At 62.7% G+C, this 19651-nt stretch carries 17 protein-coding genes; 8 read left to right on the forward strand and 9 right to left on the reverse strand.

The features are described from left to right. Positions 1-3 precede the first annotated feature (3 nt). Genes AOT96_RS12745 through AOT96_RS12760 form a run of 4 tightly spaced genes read right to left on the reverse strand, consistent with a single transcriptional unit; the run spans position 4 to position 4690 of the window. Positions 4-1704 (reverse strand): vWA domain-containing protein, encoded by a 1701-nt coding sequence (locus AOT96_RS12745; protein WP_065351819.1) that lies wholly within the window; start codon positions 1702-1704, stop codon positions 4-6. Positions 1705-1763: 59 nt separating this feature from the next. Continuing rightward, positions 1764-2477, reverse strand: a complete 714-nt coding sequence (locus tag AOT96_RS12750; RefSeq protein WP_007731510.1) for a type 1 glutamine amidotransferase — start codon at positions 2475-2477, stop codon at positions 1764-1766. Continuing rightward, positions 2470-3723, reverse strand: coding sequence for a Mur ligase family protein (locus AOT96_RS12755; protein WP_003943457.1), 1254 nt, complete (start codon positions 3721-3723; stop codon positions 2470-2472). The genes AOT96_RS12750 and AOT96_RS12755 overlap by 8 nt, the downstream gene beginning before the upstream one ends. Before the next feature lie 25 nt (positions 3724-3748). Beyond that, positions 3749-4690, reverse strand: a complete 942-nt coding sequence (locus tag AOT96_RS12760) for an EamA family transporter (RefSeq protein WP_058038234.1) — start codon at positions 4688-4690, stop codon at positions 3749-3751. Between the two features lie 90 nt (positions 4691-4780). Between AOT96_RS12760 and AOT96_RS12765 the strand changes: the two genes are divergently transcribed. Continuing rightward, positions 4781-5674, forward strand: a complete 894-nt coding sequence (locus AOT96_RS12765) for a LysR family transcriptional regulator (protein WP_003943476.1) — start codon at positions 4781-4783, stop codon at positions 5672-5674. A gap of 180 nt (positions 5675-5854) precedes the next feature. Here AOT96_RS12765 and AOT96_RS12770 read toward each other — a convergent pair whose 3' ends face one another. Both AOT96_RS12770 and leuA read right to left on the reverse strand, forming a co-directional pair. Then, the gene (locus tag AOT96_RS12770; protein WP_003943489.1) at positions 5855-6232 is read right to left on the reverse strand and encodes an SHOCT domain-containing protein; all 378 of its coding nucleotides are present in this window, start codon (positions 6230-6232) and stop codon (positions 5855-5857) included. A gap of 240 nt (positions 6233-6472) precedes the next feature. Further along, on the reverse strand, positions 6473-8281 hold the full coding sequence (leuA, locus tag AOT96_RS12775) for a 2-isopropylmalate synthase (protein WP_003943488.1): 1809 nt from the start codon (positions 8279-8281) through the stop codon (positions 6473-6475). Between the two features lie 270 nt (positions 8282-8551). Between leuA and AOT96_RS12780 the strand changes: the two genes are divergently transcribed. The 4 genes from AOT96_RS12780 to AOT96_RS12795 are packed head-to-tail and all read left to right on the forward strand — an operon-like array spanning position 8552 to position 12226. Then, complete coding sequence (locus AOT96_RS12780; protein WP_003943492.1) at positions 8552-8917, forward strand: hypothetical protein; 366 nt, start codon at positions 8552-8554, stop codon at positions 8915-8917. Further along, the gene (locus tag AOT96_RS12785) at positions 8917-9870 is read left to right on the forward strand and encodes a hypothetical protein (protein WP_065351820.1); all 954 of its coding nucleotides are present in this window, start codon (positions 8917-8919) and stop codon (positions 9868-9870) included. The genes AOT96_RS12780 and AOT96_RS12785 overlap by 1 nt, the downstream gene beginning before the upstream one ends. Positions 9871-9919: 49 nt before the next feature. After that, the gene (locus AOT96_RS12790) at positions 9920-11185 is read left to right on the forward strand and encodes an aspartate kinase (RefSeq protein ID WP_003943494.1); all 1266 of its coding nucleotides are present in this window, start codon (positions 9920-9922) and stop codon (positions 11183-11185) included. Between the two features lie 6 nt (positions 11186-11191). Beyond that, positions 11192-12226, forward strand: a complete 1035-nt coding sequence (locus AOT96_RS12795; RefSeq protein WP_042447794.1) for an aspartate-semialdehyde dehydrogenase — start codon at positions 11192-11194, stop codon at positions 12224-12226. Between the two features lie 62 nt (positions 12227-12288). Here the strand turns inward: AOT96_RS12795 and AOT96_RS12800 are convergent, their stop codons facing one another. Together AOT96_RS12800 and AOT96_RS12805 are read right to left on the reverse strand one after the other, a co-directional pair. Continuing rightward, on the reverse strand, positions 12289-12630 hold the full coding sequence (locus AOT96_RS12800) for an Imm51 family immunity protein (RefSeq protein ID WP_065351821.1): 342 nt from the start codon (positions 12628-12630) through the stop codon (positions 12289-12291). A 43-nt stretch (positions 12631-12673) separates the two neighbouring features. Beyond that, a complete protein-coding gene (locus tag AOT96_RS12805; RefSeq protein ID WP_007731498.1) occupies positions 12674-13324 on the reverse strand; it encodes a TetR/AcrR family transcriptional regulator in 651 nt (216 codons plus the stop codon). 149 nt (positions 13325-13473) lie between these two features. On the opposite strand from AOT96_RS12805, the gene AOT96_RS12810 reads away from it, so the two are divergent. Together AOT96_RS12810 and AOT96_RS12815 are read left to right on the forward strand one after the other, a co-directional pair. After that, positions 13474-15255 carry an acyl-CoA dehydrogenase gene (locus AOT96_RS12810; protein WP_065351822.1) on the forward strand — a complete coding sequence of 594 codons (1782 nt, stop codon included), beginning with the start codon at positions 13474-13476 and terminating at the stop codon, positions 15253-15255. A gap of 1 nt (position 15256) precedes the next feature. Next, positions 15257-16189, forward strand: a complete 933-nt coding sequence (locus tag AOT96_RS12815; RefSeq protein WP_080961232.1) for an oxygenase MpaB family protein — start codon at positions 15257-15259, stop codon at positions 16187-16189. Positions 16190-16276: 87 nt separating this feature from the next. Here the strand turns inward: AOT96_RS12815 and AOT96_RS12820 are convergent, their stop codons facing one another. Then, on the reverse strand, positions 16277-17578 hold the full coding sequence (locus AOT96_RS12820; protein WP_065351823.1) for an HNH endonuclease signature motif containing protein: 1302 nt from the start codon (positions 17576-17578) through the stop codon (positions 16277-16279). Positions 17579-17851: 273 nt separating this feature from the next. Between AOT96_RS12820 and AOT96_RS12825 the strand changes: the two genes are divergently transcribed. Beyond that, entirely contained in the window at positions 17852-19618 is a 1767-nt protein-coding gene (locus AOT96_RS12825; RefSeq protein ID WP_065351824.1) for a multicopper oxidase family protein, read from the forward strand. Positions 19619-19651 lie beyond the last annotated feature (33 nt).

Below are 19651 nucleotides of genomic sequence, written 5' to 3' on the forward strand. Positions count from 1 at the left end.
CGCTCATTCGGCGGCAAGGAATATCGCCTTGGTGACGGCGACGGTTTCCAACGGTCCCTTCGACGGTCCGACCAGCACGGTCCACCGATCTTCGGAACGATCTATCGGATAGCTGCTTTCGGACCACACGATGGGGGTATCCGCCCCTTGCCCTCGGCAGGAGTAGGCGCCCGCCAGACGGGGGTCGGATTCGGTAGATGGCCACGAACCGCCGTGTCGGACGCGGCAGAGAAGACCGTTCTCGAGTTCGAGCCCGAAGGGAGTCGGGTCGGCGGGCGGCGGATAGGCCTCGACGCCGTCGACTCCCCGAGCGGTGATCAGTTCTGTTCCCCAGGGAAATTGCAGGCAGAGAATCGAATCGGGCTCCGGACCGGGCCAACACGCGTCCGCCCCGTCTGCGGTGCTTCCGCAGGTGATGACTCCCGGCGTGACAGCCGACTGTGATGCTGCGTAGCACTCGCTGATCTTCATGGCCGGCGTTTGGACGCTCCAACCGGATTTGGGTTTGCCGGAACCGTCGACGGCAACAAGATTCACGATCTCGGTCGGGGTACCGCCTGCCGATGATCCCGCAGTCGCAGGCAAGCATCGGCAGAGGACTATGCGGGTGATCGTTCCCTCATCCGCCTTCTTGCCTTCGGGTGTGAAGGTGATGCGATAGCCGGTTCCCGCTTCGGTGTCGGCCGGAAAGACTGCGACCGATTCCCCGTCGGAATTGGGTGTGGCAGTGAAGGGACCGTAAAGTTCGGCGGCACGCTGCATCTTCTGGCCGACGGTCAGTCCGTCCAGTGTGGCAGCGCCGGTCCGGGGCGCGATTTCGACGAGAACGCCGTCGGTGAAGGTCAATTCGCAGTCCTGCCACTGGACGACCACTGTTCCGGTCTTCGATACCGGCGCAAGGTCGCCGGCGGCTTTCCGCGTTTCCTCCTCCGTCATGCCGATCCGAAGGTTGCGGAAGCCGCTGGTGGAGAGTCGCTCCCGTGCGGATTCGGGATCCGAGGCAACCGCCAGCCGTGCGGTGAGTTGCGCCGCGTTGGCAGCGTCGATCGCCATGCCCCCGGTTGCGTCGGCGATGCACTTCAGCTGGGCGGACGCAGCGGCGTCGAGCTTGAATCCGATGGTGTGGATGGTCAGGTCAGGATCGTGGGGCATCGCTTCGGTGGACTCACACGGAGGTTCGGTCGAGCAGGTGTCCTCCCCGTCGGAGACGAGGATGATCGTGCGCTCACCATCGGCGGGGAGTGCGGCGGCGGCTTGTTGAAGCGCAGCCATGATCGGCGTGTATCCCGACGCGGACAACCCGTCGATTCCCGCTGCGAATGCATTTCGATCGAGTGGTCCGAGTGGCACGACGGTCTTGATGTCGCGGCAACCCGCGACCTTCTCGGCGTCGCTGCTACCCGTGGCGGTGCCGTACGCGATCAGACCGAGCGCAGCATCGTCTGGGAGGCCACTGACGAGAGTGTGAATCGCGTTCTTGGCGGCATCGATTCGAGGACCGGGAGCGTCGTCCTGCTTCATCGACCCCGAGGCGTCCAGCACGATGACGGTAGGCGCCGTTGCGCTCGCTTCTGAAGCCGGATCAGCAGTGACACTTACCTGCTGGGTCCCGCCTGCTTCTTTGGGCCCGCCACTGCCCTGCGTCGAACACCCGACGGCAATGATCGCAGTCGCCGCAATACAGATCGCCACACGAAGACGCATGGAACGAGGCTACGAGCTGACGTGGCCGGTCAACAGTCGTCCGAACGGACGACACTGGCTCAGCGAATCGCGAGTCGCTCCTTGCGGAGCTTGTCGACCTCGGGCAGATGCAGGGGTTCAAGCTCGTTCACACCCAAGGCGCGCATGAGCAGGAGGTCCGCGAGTTCGGGGTTGCGAGCCAAAGCGGGTCCGTGCATGTACGTCCCGATCACCGAACCCTGCACGACGCCTTCGAATCCGTCGCCGACGCCGTTTCCGACACCATGGGTGACACGTGCGAATCCAGAGGCTGAGCTACCCAGAGTTGTTCCGCCGCGATGGTTCTCGAAACCTGAGAGGGGCGCGGTGAGTCCGTCGATCAACGGCTTCGTGATGACTTCGCCGATGGAACGCTTCTCCTGCGGCGAGGTCGTGACGTCGAGCATCGAGACACCGTCGACGCGTTCGCCGCTGGAGGTTTCGTACCAGTTGCCGAGCACCTGAATGGCAGCGCAGATCGCCAGAACCGGTGCGCCGCGCTCGGCGGCACGTTGCAGGCCAGGGTATTTCGCGAGGTGACGCGTGGCGAGGCGCTGAGCGGAATCCTCGGCGCCACCCAACGTGTACACGTCGAGCGAATCGGGGACCGGATCGCTGAGGGTGATGTCCACGATTTCGGCGTCGTAGCCGCGCATCCGTAGACGCTGACGCAGGATCAGGGCATTGCCGCCGTCGCCGTAGGTGCCCATGACGTCGGGGAGTACCAGACCGATGCGAACTGTCGAGTCAGACATTGCGAGACTCCTTCGCGATGGCAGTGTTGAGGTCACGGAAGGCCGTGTAGTTCGCCAGTACCTCCACACGTCCGGGGGGGCAGGAAGCGATGGCGCGCAACGGGTCCGGGTCGAGAGTGTGCTCGACGCCCGCGTACGTGAGGCGAACTGCCAGATCTGTTCCGCGTTCACCGGCGGCCACTACCTTGACACCTTCGAAGTGCTCGAACTTCACGTCCCACAGCCAGGAGAGGTCCTCGCCGTCCGGCACCTGACCGTTCACCGCGATGACCAGACCGTCCACCGTGGGATCGATCATCGACAGCGCTTCCTGCCAGCCGGCGGGATTCTTCGCGAGCAGCATGTGAACGGAGTGCGGTCCGACCTCGACGGTGCTGTATCGACCTGCGACTTCTTGAACCGTCGATGCGGCGGCAACTGCCCCGACCGGATCTGCACCCAAAGCCGCTGCAGCCGCTACGGCCTGAGCTGCGTTGCCGCGGTTGGCTTTTCCGGGGAGGGTCAACGTCATCGGAATCTTCAGGCCGTCGGGGCCGTAGAGATTGTCGTCGTCGAGCCACCAGGTCGGCTCGGGCCGCGCGAAGTCGGAACCGGTACTGCGCCAGTGCTTTCCCTCCCACACGATGGGTTCGCCGGTGCGCGGGCAGCTGACGGAATCGCCGGCCCAACCGCCGCCGGCAGCAACCCACACGACGTTGGTGGCGTCGTATGCCACGGAGGTGACCAGTACGTCGTCGCAGTTGGCGACGATCACCGCATTCGGATGCGCGTTGACGCACGCGCGCAGTTTCCGTTCGATCATGTTGATCTCGCCGACCCGGTCGAGCTGATCGCGGCTGAGGTTGAGCAGCACGATCACTTCCGGGTTCACGGCGTCGGCTACGTGGGGGACATGCAGTTCGTCGACCTCGAGTGCCGCCAACGTCGCATCGGTACGGGCGGCCAGAGCGGCAACGATCCCGGCATCCATGTTGGCGCCGTCGGCCTGGGTCGCGACGTCACCGAGTGTGGCGAGCGCTGCAGCGGTCATACGCGTGGTCGTCGACTTGCCGTTGGTGCCGGTGACCACGACGGTGCGCTTGCCGCGTCCGAGCTGAGTCATGAGCGTCGGGTCGATCTTGAGGGCGATCAGCCCGCCGATCATCGAACCCTTGCCGCGACCGGCCTTCTGCGATGCCCAAGATGCTGCTGCGGCAGCTCGCATGGCGAGCTTTCCGCGCGCTGTGATCGATAGTCCAGTTCCCACGGCCCGAGTTTGGCACAGGGCGTCGTCAGACGCCGAGTCGCGCCGGTGGTGAGGCTGCAGGTGTGTCCGAGAAAACAGTGTTCGCGGGCTTACGTCTCATCTGTGCGGCGCTCGCTCCGGCGATCACGATGACCGCCCCGACCAGTGACAACGGGCTCGGATCCTCGTGCAGGAACAGCCAGGACGCGCCGATTCCCACGACTGGCACCAGCAAGGAGAGCGGCGCCACCATGCCGGCGGGATAGCGGCCCATGAGCATCGTCCAGAGCCCGGATCCGGCGATGGTGCCGAGCAGAATGATGTAGGCCAGCCCGACCAGCGACGGCCAGGCGTCGGCGCTGAATGCGGTGCCGAGTGCGTGCCAGCCGACTGTGGGGCCTTCGACCACGGCTGACAGTGCGAGCATCGGTAACGGCGGGATGACACACATCCACAACATCAAGCGCATCGGTGCAGGCTCGCCGACGGTGTTCGCCGCAGCCAAGCGGCTGCCGAGATTGCCGAACGCCCAGGACAGGCCGCCGAGGAGCGTGAGGATGACGGGCAGCAGTGCCGCGTGGTGCGAGCGGTCCCAGCCGATCAAGGACATGCCGGCAACAGCGACGGCGATACCGGAGACCTGCCAGACGCTGAGCTTCTCGCGGAGCAGGAAAGCGCCGAGTAGGACGGTGAACGGTGCTGACGACTGCAGGACAAGTGATGCGAGACCCGTCGGCATCCCCGAATGCATCGCCCAGAAGAGGAAGACGAACTGGCCGAATCCGAAACCGAATCCGTAGAGCAGCAGCCAACGGAGCGGCACCTGTGGACGCGGCACGAAGATGACCACCGGAATCGCGATGATCAGAAACCGCAGCGCTGCGAAGAAGAATGGCGGGAAATGATCCAGGCCGACGCGAATGGCCAGGAAGTTCAGACCCCACAAGACGATCACGGTCAGGCCGAGGAGACGGTCGCGGGGAGTCATGCCGTTAATCGTGAGCCTTACGAAGCATCAGAACAAGCGAATATAGATGCACTATCCATGTAGTTTTGCTACATGGATATTCGTCACCGTATGGATGCCACGCGCCTGCGAATCCTCCGCGAGCTCGCCGACCGAGGAACCGTCGGCGCTACTGCTCTCGCCCTCTCGATGACGCCGTCCGCCGTCTCGCAACAACTCAAGATCCTCGGACGAGAAGCGGGGGTCTCGCTCCTCGAACCGGACGGGCGCACGCTGCGCCTCACCGACGCGGGCAGAGCGCTGGTGCTTCGCGCCGACGACGTGGTGGCGGCGCTAGACCGGGCGGCGGACGAGATGGCGTCGTACCGAGGCTCGCCGCGGGGAAAGGTGCGGGTCGCGTTCTTTCCCTCCGGCGCGGCGCTCCTGCTGCCCGGTGTCCTGACGGCGCTGAAGAACTCGGACGTGGACATCGACGCCTACGACGTCGACAAACCGGCGTCCGCCGTCCCTGGACTGTTGGCCGATCACGATGTGATCCTCACCCACCGTGACGAACGCGGAGCCGAGACGTCGTTTCCCCGGGTCAGCGTGCAACCGCTGATGCGTGAACCGATCGATCTGGTGCTGCGGCCTGATCATCCACTCGCCGAGCAGGATTCGGTCCGGCTGGAACAATTGGCCGACGAGAACTGGATAAGCGTGCGCGGCGGGTTTCCGGTCGACGACGTTCTGCTGTCGGTTGCGTCGGTAACCGGCGTCCAGCCTCGCGTCGCTCATCGGATAAACGATTTCCGCGTCATCGAAGAGCTGGTGGCGGCGGGCCACGGCGTGGCTTTGATGCCGCGATACGCGATCACGCATCCCGGAGTTTCGAGGAAACCGGTGGCGGGAGTGCGCGCTGCACGAGTTTATGAATTGGCAACTCGGTTACACGCCAACCGCAGTCCGGCTATCGGAGTCGTGCTCGACGCCTTTCGTGACGTCGCGCGTGCTGTCGGTGAATGAAGGCCGTCGGTGAATGAAGGGCCGTTGGTGAATGAAGGGCCGTTGGTGAATGAACGGCTGTCGGTGAATGGGCAGCTGTTGGTGAATGAACACAAAACGGGAGCGACACGATTAGTGTCGCTCCCGTTTCGGTAGTGCAATCCTCACGGTTTAGTGAGGGTCGCTTAGTGAGGGCCGGTATCAGGCGAGAGCCTTGGCCTTCAGTGCTGCGAATTCTTCTTCACTGATGGTGCCGGCGTCGAGAAGTGCCTTTGCATCTGCGATGGATTCGGCCGGGGACTTTCCGGCAACCTCACGGATGTAGCTGTCCTGTGCGTTCTTGACCTGCTGTGCAGCCTCGAGGGACCGCTGTGCCATTCCGTCACTGCGAACGATCAGGTAGACGAGCGAGGTGAGCAGCGGAATGAAGAACAGGAAGACGATCCAGATTGCCTTCACCCAGCCGGAGGTCTTGTGATCGCGGAACAGGTCGGTGATGATCGAGAAGAGCAGGATCAAGTACGCGATGAACGCGAAGCTGATGATGATCAGCCAGAGGAAGTCCCAAAAGGAATCCATTGTCGAGCTCCATTTCACAAGTCGGATTTGTCTGAGCTGACTATCTCACGCGCACGTGGCGTCTGCATCATCCTCGATGGGTGAATTCTTTTTGTTAACTTCGCTAACCGACTCTTTCGGGACCAATGTCATGCCGAATCGAAAACATCGACCGAAAATCTTCAGTGCTCTGAAAACGACCCTGGCCCCACCCGAAAATCGGGTGAGACCAGGGATTGTTCACGAGTCAGGAGCTGAGTGTCAGCTGGCGCGGTTCACTGCCGAGACCACAGCGCGCAGCGAGGCCGTCGTGATCGACGTGGCGATACCCACACCCCAGACGACGGTGCTCTGACCCTCCGGGCCCGTCACGGCGCACTCGACGTAGGCCGCGGCCTGGGCGTCGTCACCGGCGGACATCGCGTGCTCGGAGTAGTCGAGGACACGAACGTCGAAGTTGATGCTTCCCAGCGCGTCGACGAAGGCAGCGAGCGGGCCGTTGCCGGTTCCCGAGATCTCCTGCTCCTTGCCGTTCACCTTGACGATCGCGGTGATCGCATCGGTGCCGCCGTCCTCCTCGGACGCGGTGACCTTCTGCTTCATGCGCTCGAGCGGGGTGATGGGAGCGAGGTACTCCTCGTGGAAGACATCCCACATTTCCTTCGGCGAGACCTCGCCGCCCTCGCCGTCGGTGATCTTCTGGACCGACTGCGAGAACTCGACCTGCAGACGACGCGGCAGCACCAGACCGTGATCGGCCTTCATGATGTATGCGACGCCGCCCTTGCCGGACTGCGAGTTCACACGGATGACGGCCTCGTAGCTGCGGCCGACGTCCTTCGGGTCGATCGGCAGGTAGGGGACCTGCCAGAGAATGTCGTCGACGTCGGAGTTCTGGCTGTCGGCGTCGACCTTCATGGCGTCGAGGCCCTTGTTGATCGCGTCCTGGTGGCTGCCGGAGAACGCGGTGTAGACCAGGTCGCCGCCGTACGGATGACGCTCGTGGACGGGCAGCTGGTTGCAGTACTCGACCGTGCGACGGATCTCGTCGATGTTCGAGAAATCGATCTGCGGGTCGACGCCGCGCGTGAACATGTTCAGAGCGAGAGTGACCAGGCAGACGTTGCCGGTGCGCTCACCGTTGCCGAACAGGCAGCCTTCGATGCGGTCCGCGCCGGCCTGGTAGCCCAGCTCGGCTGCAGCGACACCCGTGCCGCGGTCGTTGTGGGGGTGCAGCGACAGGATGACCGAATCGCGGCGGGCCAGGTTGCGGTGCATCCACTCGATGGAGTCGGCATACACGTTGGGTGTCGCCATCTCGACGGTGGCGGGCAGGTTCAGGATGACCGGGTTGGCCGGCGTCGCACCCAGGGTTTCGGTGACGGCGTCACATACTTCCTTGGCGTACTCGAGCTCGGTGCCGGTGTAGGACTCGGGCGAGTATTCCCAGCGCCAGTTCGTGTCCGGGTACTTCTTCGACTCGGCGAGGACCAGTTCGGCGGCGTCGGTGGCGATCTTCTTGATCGTGTCCTTGTCGGCGCGGAACACGACGCGGCGCTGCAGAATCGAGGTGGAGTTGTAGAAGTGCACGATCGCGTTCTCGGCACCTTCACAGGCCTCGAACGTGCGCTTGATCAGCTCGGGACGCGACTGCGTCAGCACCTGGATGGTGACGTCGGACGGGATGGCGCCGTCCTCGATGATCTCGCGAACGAAATCGAAGTCCGTCTGGCTCGCGGACGGGAAGCCGACCTCGATCTCCTTGTAGCCCATACGAACCAGGAGATCGAACATACGACGCTTGCGCGCCGGGCTCATCGGATCGATCAGCGCCTGGTTGCCGTCGCGCAGGTCAACGGCACACCACTGGGGTGCTCGGTCGATGATCTTGTCCGGCCAGGTGCGGTCGGGCAGCGTGACCGTCTCGACCTCTTCGGCGAACGGGCGGTAGCGGAACGTCGGCATCGACGAGTTCTTCTGCGTGTTCCACGCAGGCTGGTCGGACGGTGCCGGCTTCGTGGGCGGGGTGATGGTGCGAGTGCCGGTGGTGAATGCGTCAGCGGGGGACATGGGTGTGATCTCCAGGATTGTGGACCCGGCCTGTTGACCTGTTGGTCAAGACCATGAGTCCGGAAGGCTTGGTCGACCGGCGCACAAAAACCCCGCGGCGGGAGGCCAGTCTGGATCAGACCCCGTCGCGGCAACCAAGAAGGAGTGCGCGCTGCATGCACAGCACTCTACTCCTGGATTTCGCGAGAAATCGGTGGGGTTCGCCCTCATGTCCAATTTGTCGCCGAATTGTGCTGCCGTTTCGGCCCCGAAAATGGTGGACTGTCGTCCATGGATCCCCGAATCGCCGTGGCGAGCACGTACCTCGACGCGCTCCGCAGTCACGATGGCAGTTCCGTACCGCTGGCTCCGGACGCGGTACGCCACGAGGTCGGGCTCAAGACCGGATTTTCGGGGAATCATTTGCGGCGCAGCCTTTCCGGAGGTCCTCAGTATCGCGTGATCCGCGACATTCGTGAGGTGGAGTGGACGGTCGACGGGGACGACCTGACGGCTGACTACCTCCTCGACGCCGGGTTGTTCGGGCGGAACCTGATGACCGTTCGGGTCACCGAGACCTTCCGGATACCCGCTGACGATCACCGCATTCACCACATCACCGCGAAGATTCGACCGGCGCGCGCCAAGCACACGTGATGCGCTCGATCCGCTGGATCGTCTGTTCACTGCTGATCGTTCTCGCTGGTCTCGGTGCTGCCGGCTCGGTGCTCGCGCTGTTCGTCCACACCCAGGTGAACGACACCGACAGTTACGTCGAGACGGTTGCCCCGTTGGCTTCCGAACCTGCTGTCCAAGCGGCTGTCGTTGATCGGCTGACCGAGGAACTGACGCAGCGGTTGGACCGGTTTCCGCAGGTGGTGACGAGACAAGCCGAGAAACTTGTTCGGGAGGCGGCTCAGTCGTTGGTCTCCAGCGACCAGTTCGCGACGCTCTGGACCGCGGCCAACCGTCAGGCGCACGCGCAACTTGCTGCGATGGTGACCGGCAGAGCCACCGACGGCATCGTTCGGTCCGACGACAGCGGAACAGTCACCTTGTCCCTCGAGCCGATCATGACAGAACTGCGGACGAACCTCCGCGATCGCGGATTCACCGTCGTCGATCGTCTTCCGACGTTCGATCCGCAGTTCGAGATCCTGCAGTCCGACGAGCTGGTGCGGGCCCAGGACCTCTCGAACACTCTCGACCGGGCAGCGGCCTGGCTGCCGTGGGTGTCGCTGGTCTGTGCGATCGCGGCCGTCGCAGTTGCGCCGAGGAGAATGCGCGCACTGTCCCTGGTCGGGCTGGCGACGGCGGTGGCGATGATCGCCCTGTTGGTGGCGCTGGCCGTCGTGCGGCGGGTCTATTTACAGAATTCAGACATACCGTCATCTGAGGCGGCAGTCGCGGTGTACGACGCGCTGGCAGTTTCGCTGGTCAGCAGTATCCGCGTGCTTCTCGCCTGCGGAGTTGCCGTCACGGTGGTCGGTTACGTTGCCGGTGGCTCGCGTTCTGCGACGTTGATGCGATCGCGGATCTCGCAACTGATCCCGCGCGGATCTGAGGCGAACAGCAGTACGCATCGGGAAGTCCCAGGACCACCTCGGTAAGCTCGACCTCTGGTATCTGTAAACAATTTCGACCTGGAGGTAGAAACGCGTGGCTCTCGTCGTCCAGAAGTACGGCGGATCCTCGGTGGCAACCGCCGAGCGCATCCGACGAGTCGCTGAACGGATCGTCGAGACCAAGAAGGCCGGCAATGATGTCGTCGTCGTGGTGTCAGCGATGGGCGATACCACCGATGAGCTGCTCGATCTGGCTCAGCAGGTGTGCCCTTCCCCGCCGGCCCGTGAAATGGACATGCTGCTGACCTCGGGTGAGCGCATCTCCAACTCCTTGGTAGCGATGGCAATTCACTCCCTCGGCGCCGAAGCTCGTTCGTTCTCGGGCTCACAAGCCGGAGTCATCACGACCGGCAGCCACGGAAACGCCAAGATCATCGACGTCACGCCGGGCCGTGTTCGCACTGCGCTGGACGAAGGCTCGATCGTTCTGGTCGCCGGATTCCAAGGCGTCAGCCAGGACAGCAAGGACATCACGACGCTCGGACGCGGTGGCTCGGACACCACTGCCGTGGCGTTGGCAGCTGCACTCAACGCCGACGTCTGCGAGATCTACACCGACGTCGACGGCGTTTTCTCCGCCGATCCGCGCATCGTCCCCGACGCTCACCGCCTCGAGACGGTTTCCTTCGAGGAAATGCTCGAACTCGCAGCGTGTGGTGCCAAGGTGCTCATGCTCCGGTGCGTCGAGTACGCCCGTCGTTACAACGTGCCTGTGCACGTCCGTTCGTCATACACCACCAAGCCCGGAACAATCGTGTCCGGATCGATGGAGGACATTCCTGTGGAAGAGGCCCTGATCACCGGAGTCGCGCACGATCGCGGCGAAGCCAAGATCACCGTTGTCGGATTGCCGGACACACCGGGACACGCTGCCAAGGTGTTCCGCGCAGTCTCCGATGCCGAGATCAACATCGACATGGTGCTGCAGAACATCTCCAAGGTGGAGACAAACAAGACGGACATCACCTTCACGCTTCCGACGGCCGACGGCCCCCGCGCCGTCGAGATCCTGACCAAGCGTCAGGAAGATATCGGCTTCACGCAGATCTTGTTCGACGACCACATCGGCAAGGTTTCCCTGGTCGGCGCCGGAATGCGGAGCCACCCGGGCGTCACCGCCACGTTCTGCGAGGCGCTGGCCAAGGCAGACATCAACATCGACCTCATCTCGACCTCTGAGATCCGCATCTCAGTGCTGGTCAAGGACACCGAATTGGACGACGCTGTACGTGTCATCCACGACGCTTTCGGGCTCGGTGGCGAAGAAGAAGCAGTAGTACACGCTGGAACGGGACGGTAATTTCTCATGACGACTATCGCTGTTGTCGGTGCGACCGGTCAGGTCGGCATCGTCATGCGCACTTTGCTCGAAGAGCGGAACTTCCCCGCGGACAAGGTGCGGTTCTTCGCATCTGCACGCTCCGCCGGTAAGAAGCTGCCCTTCCGCGGCGAAGAGATCATCGTCGAGGATGCGGCCGCCACATCGGATGAGGACCTGAAGGGCATCGACATCGCCCTGTTCTCAGCCGGTGCGACGCTCTCGCGCGCCCAGGCTCCGCGCTTCGCTGCTGCCGGCGCGACCGTTGTCGACAACTCTTCGGCATGGCGCAAGGATCCCGAGGTTCCCCTCGTGGTCAGCGAGGTCAACCCGCAGGACACGAAGAACCTGGTCAAGGGCATTATCGCGAACCCCAACTGCACCACCATGGCAGCGATGCCGGTGCTGAAGGTTCTGCACGACGAAGCCGGTCTGCAGCGTCTGATCGTCTCCAGCTACCAGGCCGTGTCCGGTAGCGGCATCGCCGGCGTCGAGGAACTCCTCGGCCAGGTGCGCGCCGTAGTCGGAGACGCGGAGAAGCTGGTTCACGACGGCAGTGCCGTCGACTTCCCGGCCCCGAACAACTACGTCGCCCCCATCGCGTTCAACGTCCTGCCGCTGGCAGGTTCGCTGGTCGACGACGGAAGCGGCGAGACCGACGAGGATCAGAAGCTCCGCAACGAGAGCCGCAAGATCCTCGGACTTCCCGATCTGTTGGTTTCGGGTACGTGCGTGCGCGTTCCCGTCGTGACCGGGCACTCGCTCGCGATCAACGCAGAGTTCGCCAACCCGCTCTCGGTTGCTCGCGCCAAGGAGATCCTCGCCGACGCTCCGGGCGTCGAGCTGGTCGAGGTTCCGACGCCGCTGGCCGCTGCCGGTGGCAACGCGTCGCTGGTCGGTCGTATCCGTCAGGATCCGGGTGTCCCGGAGGGACGCGGACTCGCGCTCTTCGTTTCGGGCGACAATCTGCGTAAGGGTGCCGCGCTCAACACGATTCAGATTGCCGAGTTGTTGGTCGGCTAGATCTTTCGTTCGGTACCGGCCCCGCACCTAGGTGTGGGGCCGGTGTCGTTTCGACCGGCGCTCTAGTCGAGTTCGGAAATGGCGACCAGGCCACCGAGGTACTCGGCATCCGAATACGCTTTGGCGAGTAGCACTCCGAGCTCACCGAGAGCTTCGGTGTCGCTGCCGTACGCAACAAACATGCCCGCTTCGGGATCGGTGCCGAAGCGGCCCTCCAGATGCGGTGCATCGCGGCCTACCACTGCGTGGGCGACCGACGCCCAGTCGTAACCGGAGCCTTCGAAACCCTCTACCTGCTCGAATGTCGATGCCACCTTGCCGAAATGCTGGTCGGTGAGCATCAGTGACCAGTTGCCCGGAGACGTTTCGAAAAGCTGTAGCGGTTCGATCGATGGTGATGTCATGCGTGTATTGAAGCAGATCCGACCGACAGGTTTCAGTCGGCCGCTAACGCCCGACCGATTGTGCGAGAGCCACGGCAAAACTGGAAAGTCGTTCTCGGGTATAGGTTTCGGGATCACTGACGGCCAGTCGTCCGAGCATTTCGGCGAACGACATCATGGTGTGTGCGAGGAGAACCGGATCAAGGCCTTCGAGCTTCGACTCGAGGGCAATCCCGGCGCGGGCCAGTTCTTCGGCGCGGGCGAAGACAGCTCCGCGAGAGAGCTTCAACAAGCCGTGATACTCGCTGGGGGCGTTCTCGACAGACGTCAGAATCAGGCGCCAGCGCGTCGGGTTCTCCAGTACGGCGTCGACGAAGGCGCCGACGGTCCCGGTGTACGACGCCGCCGGGCCGAGTTCGCTCAGATCTGTCGGCATGGTTTCGAGCACCTGAGCGATGGCTCGCTCGTGCTCGCGGCGCAGCAGTGCAGCGACGAGATCGGTCCTGGTATCGAAAATCGTGTAGAGGACGGGCTTGCCGACACCGGCTTCGGCAGCGACGGATTCCATGCTGAGGTTGTGCAGGCCAACGCGGCCGGTGACCTCGAATGCTGCGTCGAGGAGCTGCTCGCGACGTTGCTCCGGCGCCATGCGAGGGGCGTACTTGCGCCGCGGTGTATCCGTTGCGTCAGCTTGTGACCTGGTCATCGTGTGCATCACCTCCGGTCTCACCCTAATCTGCCTGCCACTTCTTCGTGAATAATACGCAACCGTTGTATTCATCGTCTGCAATTGTTACGGTGGCGTTGTATTCGAATGGTGCTCAGTGAGGCGCCTCTGCCGAGATCTCGAGGAGAACAACCGCTATGACAGCGTCGACCTCTTTAGTGCCGAATGATCTGCTGCTCCATCCCTCCACGTACGATCGGCCGGAGTTCGACGCGACCACGCGGAGACTGCTGGGCGCGACCGTCGACTGGTTCGAGGCGCGTGGAAAGAACCGACTCCTGGCCGACTATCACGACAAGACCTTTTACTCCGACTTCCTCGACTTCGCGGCGAAGGAAGGTCTGTTCGCCACATTTCTGACGCCCGCCCGCGACAGTGGTGGCGACTCCGACAAGCGCTGGGATACCAGTCGTATCGCCGCGCTGTCCGAGATCCTCGGCTTCTACGGACTCAACTACTGGTACCCGTGGCAGGTGACCATCCTCGGTCTCGGGCCGGTGTGGCAGAGCGACAACGAGACGGCAAGGGCGCGAGCAGCTTCCGCTTTGGCTTCCGGAGGCGTTGCGGCATTCGGACTGTCCGAGAAAGAGCATGGCGCGGACGTCTACTCCACGGACATGGTCTTGACGCCCAACGGCAGCGGCGGGTACCTGGCCAGCGGTTCGAAGTACTACATCGGAAATGGCAACTGCGCCAACACGGTCTCTGTCTTCGGCCGTGTCGACGGAGTGGAGGGCACTGATCAGTACGTCTTCTTTTACGCCGACTCGGACCATCCGGCATTCACCGTGGTGAAGAACATCGTTCCGGCCCAGATGTACGTAGCGGAGTTCTCACTCGTCGACTATCCCGTTGCGGCAGAGGATATCCTGCATACCGGCGAGGCAGCATTCAGTGCCGCACTCAACACCGTGAACATCGGAAAATTCAACCTGTGCTTCGGCGGAATCGGTATGTCGACTCATGCCTTGTACGAGACGATTACCCACGCGCACAATCGAATCCTGTTCGGCAATCCCGTCACGGCGTTCCCACACGTACGACGTGAATTCGTCGACGCGTACGCGCGCCTGCTGGCGATGAGGCTCTTCTCGGATCGTGCGGTGGACTACTTCCGCACCGCATCGCCCGAGGACCGCCGCTACCTCTTGTTCAATCCCGTCACCAAGATGAAGGTGACAACCGAGGCACAGAAGGTGATCGGACTGCTCTCCGACATCGCTGCGGCAAAGGGCTTCGAGAAGGACAGCTACCTCGCGGTGGCCAAGATGGATGTCGACGGGCTGCCCAAGCTCGAGGGGACCGTCGCCGTCAATCTCGCCCTGATCGCCAAGTTCATGCCGGCGTACCTCTTTGCCCCCGAGTCATTTCCGGCGATTCCGACGCGTAACGACGCAGCCGACGACGAGTTCCTGTTCCGTCAGGGCCCGGCACGGGGGTTGTCCAAGGTTCGATTCGACGACTGGCGAGCGGTGTACGCGAAGTTTGCGGATGTTCCCAACGTTGCACTGTTCGTGGAGCAGGCAGAAGCGCTCGTGACCCTTCTAGCCGAAGCTGCACCGGATGCGGCGCAGCAGGTCGACTTGGACTTCGGCCTTGCGATCACCGAACTCTTCACCCTCGTCGTCTACGGCCAGCTGATCCTCGAACAAGCCGAGATCTTGGGATTGGACGAGGGACAGCGGAGCGGTGGGGTGCTGGATCAGATCTTCGATGTCCTGGTCCGCGACTTCAGTGCTGCAGCGGTGGAGTTGTACGGAAAACCCAGCGCCAGTGAAGATCAGCAACGGTTGGCACTCGCATCTATTCGGCGCCCCACGTTCGCGGCGGAGCGATTCGAGTACGTCTGGCAGCAAGTAGTCGCCTTGTCTGGTGCCTACGAAATGAACGGTGCCGGCTCAACGAACGGGGAGGAATGAAATGTCTGAACTGACGATGAATCGACCGCGTGAGGATTACGGCTTCTTCGGCCCAGGATCACCCAGTTGGAAGATCTGGGCCGCGCCGACAGCGCTGATCGGGTTCCAGCGGTCGGTGGTGCTCGAGCACTTCGACCCCTTCTTGGCTGCCGCAGTGGCAGACATGAGCGGGATTTACAGCGATCCGGCCGGGCGACTCGACCGAACCTTGGCGTACTTCCTGACCGTCGCCACTGCCGACGGGCGGACAGCACTGGCGCTGTCCGACCACCTCATGACAGTTCATGCTCAGGCTACGGGCATCGAACCGATCACCGGAACTCGTTACAGCGCAAACAATCCGGCGTCACAACTCTGGATCCACGTGACGGGTTGGCATTCGGTGCTCAAGTGCTACGAGATGTATGGGCCGGGCCCGCTTTCAGCTGTCGAAGAGCAGCGGTACTGGGAAGAATGCGTGATCGCTGCCGAACTACAGACATGCAAGACCTCCGACGTTCCACGCTCCCGAGACGAGGTACGTGAGTACTTCGCTGAAGTCAGGCCCAGATTGTGTACCTCCGAGCGTGCCAACCGGGCGATGCACTACTTGTTGAGAACACCGAGAGCGCAGGGGAAGACGAAGTTCGCGACATTCAGCCGATTGGTCGCGCCGGCCACTATCGCGACTTTGCCCGGCTGGATGCGAACGATGGGTGGGTTCGATCAGCCAGCGTTGTTGGACAGAGCAATTGCGCCCGCGGTGCGAACGGCAGTCCGGTTGGGTAGTTCACCGAAGAACATGACCACTGCTCTGAAAGTCATTGCGCCGATGACGGGCAAGGTGTTGGAGCGCCACCTGCGTGACGAGCAACCCCTGGACCCGAGAGTTGTCACGCCAGCGGAGATTCGGGAGCGATTCCCGCGAGCCGCCAAGGTTGCGCAGGCCGTCTGACGGGTTCGCCACGGTCTGTTGGCACCGCATCGGGGGGATCCCTTCGATGCGGTGCTCGGCCGTGTTCTGTTGTGCCTGAGGTTCTTCTCAGGTTTTGAAGGTGGTGTTCGCCGGCCTGGGTTGCTGTCCGGGGTCGATCGAGGGTGGTGGGATGAACCACGGCTTGTTGTCGACTCCTATTCGGATTTCCCATTTCCCGACGAACCCTGATTTTCGGTGCATCAGTCGGTGGTGTGAACGGCACAGCAGGACCAGGTTGTTCATCACCGTCGGGCCGCCGTTGGCCCAGTGCCGGATATGGTGCGCATCAGTCCACGCGGGCACGCATGTGCAGCCCGGGAAGGCGCAGCCTTTGTCTCGGGCGATGAGGGCGACGCGTTGTTCGGCGGTGACCAACCTCTTTCCTGGTTGCGCATCCAAGGGTGCGCCGTGATCGTCGAGCAGAACGGTGGAGAGGAAACAGTCACACCCGAGGAGCCTGGTCTGCGACACCGACAGCGGCCCCAGCCACGGCATGTGCCCGACATCAAGATCAGACACAGCCACTCCACCACCATCAGTTGGTGTGGCGGCGCAGTCCCGATGCTCCGCGAGATCGCGAGCATTGATGTGCACGTTCACGTGCGGGCGTTGACCACCGTCTGTGCCTGTTTTGGCGCAGTCGAGATAGCGGCGGATCAGTTCGGTGAACCCGTCGGCAGTTCGTTTCGCCGCCGACCGAGAATCCGGGGTTCCATCGGGTGCCGGGGTGGGCATCGTCAGATTCGACAACGCCGAGAGCAACATTTCGCCGGTGAGGGCGTCGAAATCGCCGCGCACCACCACTCGACCGTTCAATGTCGAGGCGATCCGGAGCTCGTTCCGGTCGACGTCTTCGGCGGGTGGAATTTCATCGGATTCGAAGATTCGCTCCAAGGTCGCGATCACGTTCCGCACTTTCGTGGTCGTCGCTTCCACGCCCGACGCAGCCGCAAGCAGTAGGTCGATACAGCGAGGGAGCGCGGCGTCCGGCATGCCTTTCGGGGGTGATTCACAGAACGCCACGATCAACACCGCATGCTCGAACGAGCAATCCCCGTCATCGAACCGAGCAGCCACCGCAGGAAACGGCCGCAACGCCGCACCCAACGCGGCGATCTTCTTCCCGTCCCGAACCTGCAGCATCGTGTTCGCCGCCAACCACGCACCCACCCCGCGGCTGGCAATCACCTGATCATCCGGGCGCAACGACAACTCGTCCACCACCGCAACACGCACAGCTTCGAGACGAAGAATCTCCGCACTCGCTTCGACAGCAGCAGCGCGTAACTCGGCAGCAGTCAACCGCCACAGGCGTCCGCGTAACCCCACCGCAGAACCAGACACCACGTCCGACAACAAGACACTCATTGAATCCCCCGATCCCCTCCCCAAAAGATACTCGAACATGCGTTCGAGTCAAGGGCATATTCGAATCTTCGGCTTCTCGCAAAGCTGCAAGAGTGCATCCGTTGTCCGCAAACGTGTTTCGCCGGGACGGAGGAGGTCGTCGAGTACGGCGACCGGTGCGGTGGGGTAAGGGTCGCCGATTCTCGAGCTTTGGTTGGAGAATGTCGTTGGTGTTTGACCGTGCGAGCACGCGGGTAACCCGCTCCGGATGCCGTCAGCGTGAGGGGGCCGTGAGTGGACGAGTCACACAAGATCCGTCGCCGATCGTTTGTTCAAGGGCTTGGCCTGCTGGCCGGTCTGAGCGCGTTGTCCGCTGGATCAGCGACGGCTCGACCACCTGATGTCGATCCACTGCGCCCGTTCCAACTTCCGTCACCCCGGCTGGAACCGTTTCGGGAGACCCTTCCTGTCCTGCCGGGCATTTCGGGTGGCAACCTGGAGCTTCGCGCGGCTTCGTCGATGCACCGTTTCCATCCGGACCTACCGTCGTCGCCGTCGCTGGGTTACGGCGGAATGGATTATCTCGGCCCCACCATCGAAGCTCACGTCGATCAGCTCGTCACAGTCCGATATGCCAACGACATTTCTGCGTATCCGCTTGCCGCGGATGTCGATCCGGGTCTGCACGGCGTCAGCAACCTCGACCGCACACAGGTCCCCACCTCGCTTCACCTGCACGGGGGAGTTACTGCACCACAGTTCGACGGACATCCGGAGTTGATCCAGCGTCCGGGCGAAGGTTTGGTCCACGAATACACGAATGGTCGTGCCGCCGGCAATCTCTGGTACCACGATCACGCCATGGGAATGACGCGCCTCAACGTCTACGCCGGATTGGTCGGGATGTATTTTCTCCGTGACGACGTTGACACGGGCGCCGCCGGGAATTCTCTCGGCTTGCCGTCCGGTGAGTTCGAGCTTCCGATGATTCTGCAGGACAAGGTCTTCACCTCCGACGGTCAGCAGAGTGTCCGTTCCACGTGGCTCACTCCGCAGGGTTCTTGGGATCCGGCGACCCCCGGTGACGTTGGCGTGGTGAACGGCGTCGTGTGGCCGAAAGTGGAGGTGGCTCGCGGGCTGTACCGATTGCGACTGCTCAATGCCGCAACCTATTCGGTGTGGAATCTGCACTTCGCAAATCGTATGCGGTTCTGGGTGATCGGTTCCGAAGGCGGTTTTTTGGCCGCTCCTGCGCCGACGGATCACGTCCGGCTGAGTCCGGGTGAACGCGCTGATCTGCTGGTCGACTTCAGCATGCTCGAGCCGGGCACGACGGTGGAATTGCGCAACGACGAACCGGTACCCCTTGCGGTGGCGCAACGCGGCACACAGGTGATGCCGGTCTTCTGTCGGTTCGACGTGGGCAGCGCAAAGGGATTCACCGGCTCGATCCCGCAGCAGCTGAATTCCGTTGCTGCCGATCCGGCGTCCCCGGATATGGTGCGAAATCTCACGATCATGCAGCTGTCGCGTCCCTCGGATTACCCGTCGATCACCATGTCGCTCAACAATTTGAGGTTCACCGATTCGGATATCGAACTGCCACGTCAGGGAGCCGTCGAGCAATGGAATCTGATCAACATCACCACGGAACCACATCCGATTCATCTGCACTTGGTGGCGTTCCGCGTTGTGGGACGCCAAAGCCTCGACACTGCAGCACTGATGCAGCGGTATCCGGTGCCTGACTTGGGGGTCCGGTGGACGCCGTCGGCCGAGGAATTCGTGACCTCTTCGCTGCGGCCTCCCGAAGTGTGGGAAACGGGGGAGAAGGACACTGTCATCGTGGATGCCAACTCGATCACCCGCGTGATCGTGCGCTTTCCGACGGCCGACGAGTTGGGCTTCGATCCGGATGCAACTTTCGCGAGAGGTTCCATGGCAGACCACTCGGCACACGGAGAAGCCGGTATGGGGGACCTGCAGGGGTACGTCTGGCACTGCCACATGCTCGATCACGAAGACCACGACATGATGTTGCGATATCGGGTGGTGACGTAGCCTTCAAGGGGAGAAAAGTTCCCAGAGGAGGCA

Origin of the sequence: Rhodococcus sp. 008, assembly GCF_001682295.1 — a bacterium.
Taxonomy (GTDB): domain Bacteria; phylum Actinomycetota; class Actinomycetes; order Mycobacteriales; family Mycobacteriaceae; genus Rhodococcus_F; species Rhodococcus_F qingshengii.